We start from the raw sequence: 3809 nt of genomic DNA, 5'->3' as shown, positions 1-3809 counted from the left end.
CCGGCGCTGACGCGAGCCGACGTCGGGATCGCCATCGGGAGCGGCACCGACGTCGCCGTCCAGTCGGCCGACGTCATCCTCGTTCAGAACAACCCGATGGACGTCGTTCGGCTCGTGAAACTCAGTAAGGCGAGCTACCGGAAGATGCAGGAGAACATCGTCTGGGCGGCCGGCTACAACGTGTTCGCGATTCCGCTCGCAGCAGGCGTCTTGGCACCGATCGGGATTCTGCTCTCCCCCGCTGTGGGTGCGCTCCTGATGTCGTTGAGTACGGTCATCGTCGCCATCAACGCTCAGCTGCTCCGCCGCGTGGACCTGTCCATCCCCGAGCTTCCAAGCGGGACACCAGCGACTGACGCACAACCTGCAGACTGAACCGCTCCCGATCGCTTCGGAGCTTCTTTCAATTGAGTTCGGTTGATGGACAGCAAATGGCGACACTGCGTAATTTCGGTGGGTATCGCTATGCGGTCACCGATTCCACAGTTTTCCCGAGGGGTACGTAGTTTGGTATACACAGACGCTTTCTCTGATGGGCTATATTGTTGCGCCAGCACTAGGTTTATACCGTTAGACGGACTTCTTTCCAATATGAGCCTCGAAGAGACGGTTGACTACCTCGCCGAGGAACTCGACCTCGAGCGAAGTGAACACGTCCGTGAGGTTGGTCAGTCGGTCGCCGAGCTTCGCGACTGATCAAAACATTTCTCTGAAGTCTCGTTCGACCAGTCCGTTCTCCAGATACGCGATGAACTCTTGTTTCGTTGGTCCTTGACGGTCAAGTAGATCGTCCCGTCCTGCTCGTTCGAGAACTGCCTGCGCGAAGTCCGTACAGTGAGATTCGTGCTGCCCAGCATACTCTGTGAGGGCTTCTCGCCAGTGCATATCCAGCTCGAACTCGGCTAATCGGATTTGGATCCCATCTTTCCGTTCGACGAGGTCGACGTCCAGCTCTTCGAGTTGCTTGAAACGGAGGTTGTTTCGGCGGACAGTAATGAGCCGCTTGGAATCGACGATATAGGGATCGACCCACTCTCGCCAGGAATCGTCGTCGACGTGCGTTCGTGGCATCTCAAAATCCGGGTCCACACTCTCAATACAGAACTGCAGCATCGCGATGCCAGTTCGATGATTCGCATTCGGGAGGGAATGTCGGAGGATCAAATTCGACATCACCTCTCCAGCGACGGTCGGAAGCGGTGCTCCCCAGGAGACGTGATCGAGTGCCTGCTGGATCTTTTGCGGTTCGAACTCCTTGTAGAGCCGGAACTCATCCTCATCTCGAACATCGACCGCGGCTTCGAGCAACTCCACTAATCGGAATGCGACAACCTGCCCAGCACGGGGGAGGTCACGAATACGGTCGCTCAGCCATTCCTGATCGAAGTCGACCTCTCGGGCTGATTCGATCTCTGAATCGCCTTCGTAGAGCACATAGACCGGTGTTTCAAAGGGGTACCCGATGAGCTTTGTCGACTCGTCGGATTGCTCTCGCTGAGACAGGATTTCTGCCACCGATGCCGAGCTATATTTGAGTGAGAAATTCTCGGCCTGTGGGTGGTGATAGAAGACGAGCCGAGCCATCTTACTGTGTATTCGTGGGAAGTGGGGTAAAGCAGTCCCGCTTTTATAATGATTCTACGACGTAGTGGGTGCGTTCACATCTTCTAAATACTGACTTTCCCACTCACGTCGCGCCTCGATTTCCCGCAATCCGCGTTGCGTGACCGTGTACACGTTCGTCCGCTTGTCGAGTTCACCCTTCTCCAGCAGTCCTTTGTTGACGAGATCGTCGAGATTCGGATAGAGGCGGCCATGATTGATCTCATGCTCGTAATAGTCGTCGAGTTCGTCCTTGATTGCGAGCCCATGTGGTTCCTCGAGCCCGGTGGTTACGTACAAGATATCCCGCTGGAACCCAGTTAGATCGTGCATCTGCCTGTTCCCTATTTTTGAGGGGTGGCATATGTTCTCTCTGGTACTCAGAGGCGAATTCGACGGGACTGGTCAGGAAGACTACGTGAGAACTTCGAACCTTTATATAGTGGACAGGTGAAGTCCGCGATGGAATGTCTGACCTAATCGTCAAAGCAGCCGTGAAGGACGCACTTTCGGAGCACAACGTCTCGGCAGATTTCTACGACGCCCTCAACGAAGAGGTCGCCGAACTGCTCGACGACGCCGCAGAGCGTGCCGAGGCCAACGACCGGAAGACGGTCCAGCCCCGCGACCTGTAGGCCTGCGTAACGCAGCCCACCCCGTCACTCGAACGTATCTTTTTGAGGTTCCTGTTCAGAAGTTAGGCAACGGAGATGGCGGACGCACCGGATACCGAGCGGCAGGCGGTCGAACCCGATGCGAGAGAGGTCCTTAGCGTGTCCCAGCTGAACGACCGGATCGCGTCGGTCGTCCAGGACACGCCTGCCCTCAACGGTGTCCGCTGTATCGGGGAGGTCACTGACCTCCACAAGAACAGTACGGCGCTCTACTTCACGCTCACCGACGGCGACGCCGAGCTCCCCTGTATGATCTGGGCGAACCGTTACCGGGAGATGGACGCCGACCTCGAAGACGGGACCGAAGTCATCCTCGAGGGCGATATCGACTACTGGGTCGAGGGTGGGAAAATCGACCTCAAACCGTGGGAGGTGATCGTCGTCGGCGACGGCGACCAGGCGGCCGCCGTCGAGCGACTGCGAAGCGAACTCGAAGAGCGTGGCTGGTTCGACGACGAGCAGAAACAGCAACCGCCGGCGTTCCCGGAGCGGGTCGGCGTCGTCACATCCCTTCGAGGAGACGCCCGGTACGACATCCAGAACGCGATCCACGGACAGGACCCCACCGTCGACATCCTGGTGAAGGACGCAACCGTCCAGGGGTCGAACGCGTCGACGTCCATCGCGAACGGCATTCACCATCTCGACCGCTCGGAGGACGTCGACGCCATCATCGTCGGTCGGGGCGGTGGGAGTGATTCGAACCTCCAGGCCTTCAACACCAAGCGGGTCGCGGAGGCGATCTTCACCGCGAATACCCCGGTGGTCACCGCGATTGGACACACCGATGACCGGCTCATCGCGGATCAGGTGGCTGACGTCGCGACGATCACGCCGACCGCCGCCGGCGAGTATATCGTGAACTCCCGTCAAGAGTTCCTTGCGAGTAAGATCGAGCCGCTGGAGCAACAGCTCGACGCCGCGTACGAGACCTTCCAGCAGGACCACGAACACGAACAGGAACTCGCCGAAGCAGTCGATGAAGCGACCGCACCCGAGGGTCTCTCACCGATTTACTACAAGGTCGCCATCGTAGTGCTGCTGTTGCTGTTGTTGGTTATCACCGGGCTTTGGCTGGGGGTGATCTAACCGTGGCAAAAGACTCCGAAATCCACGATCGGGTGAGTCGCGTCGAGGAGATTATTGAGCAGCTCGATGCGGACGAGTGCGACCTCGATGAAGGTACTGCACTCCACGAGGAGGGTGAGGAACTCTTGGCCGAAGTGCGAGAGATCCTCGACGAGGGGAGCGGCGAAGTTGTGGAGCTTGAGTAAGCAAGCTGATTCTCAGTCTTAACCAACATACTCTCCACCTCACTCGGCAAGTGTTGGTTAAGTCTTTCCTACGAGGGCAACTAGTAATTTGGTTATAATTTACTCAACAAATTTGCAGATGTTGATAGCCAGAAAGCATTTAGGTATCATCCAACTACCGCGCCAATATGTACCGTGACTCAACCGGTGCATGCGGCTGTGTTGAATCGCCATACGGCGGTGGAATTCACTGTTTCACAGCCCGCTTGATGTTATAGAC

5 protein-coding genes and 1 pseudogene are annotated in these 3809 nt (G+C 57.1%); 4 read left to right on the top strand and 2 right to left on the bottom strand.

From position 1 onward, the window contains the following. Positions 1-375, top strand: a pseudogene (locus IEX91_RS16100) (heavy metal translocating P-type ATPase); the annotation flags it as partial. A 321-nt stretch (positions 376-696) separates the two neighbouring features. On the opposite strand, the gene IEX91_RS16095 reads toward IEX91_RS16100, so the two are convergent. After that, positions 697-1584 carry a hypothetical protein gene (locus IEX91_RS16095; protein ID WP_188880232.1) on the bottom strand — a complete coding sequence of 296 codons (888 nt, stop codon included), beginning with the start codon at positions 1582-1584 and terminating at the stop codon, positions 697-699. Positions 1585-1638: 54 nt separating this feature from the next. Continuing rightward, on the bottom strand, positions 1639-1935 hold the full coding sequence (locus IEX91_RS16090; protein WP_188880231.1) for a PadR family transcriptional regulator: 297 nt from the start codon (positions 1933-1935) through the stop codon (positions 1639-1641). Positions 1936-2069: 134 nt separating this feature from the next. On the opposite strand from IEX91_RS16090, the gene IEX91_RS16085 reads away from it, so the two are divergent. The 3 genes from IEX91_RS16085 to xseB all read left to right on the top strand — a co-directional run bounded on the left by IEX91_RS16085 (position 2070) and on the right by xseB (position 3550). Further along, positions 2070-2237: a DUF1931 domain-containing protein gene (locus tag IEX91_RS16085; RefSeq protein WP_092664116.1), complete on the top strand. Its 168-nt coding sequence runs from the start codon at positions 2070-2072 to the stop codon at positions 2235-2237. Between the two features lie 75 nt (positions 2238-2312). Beyond that, positions 2313-3365: an exodeoxyribonuclease VII large subunit gene (gene xseA, locus IEX91_RS16080; RefSeq protein ID WP_188880229.1), complete on the top strand. Its 1053-nt coding sequence runs from the start codon at positions 2313-2315 to the stop codon at positions 3363-3365. 2 nt (positions 3366-3367) lie between these two features. Continuing rightward, complete coding sequence (xseB, locus tag IEX91_RS16075; RefSeq protein ID WP_188880228.1) at positions 3368-3550, top strand: exodeoxyribonuclease VII small subunit; 183 nt, start codon at positions 3368-3370, stop codon at positions 3548-3550. Positions 3551-3809 lie beyond the last annotated feature (259 nt).

This window comes from Halarchaeum nitratireducens, from assembly GCF_014647155.1.
In the GTDB taxonomy this organism is placed as follows: domain Archaea; phylum Halobacteriota; class Halobacteria; order Halobacteriales; family Halobacteriaceae; genus Halarchaeum; species Halarchaeum nitratireducens.
Note: the sequence above shows the minus strand (reverse complement) of the source record. Positions and strands in the feature narration are given on the sequence as shown.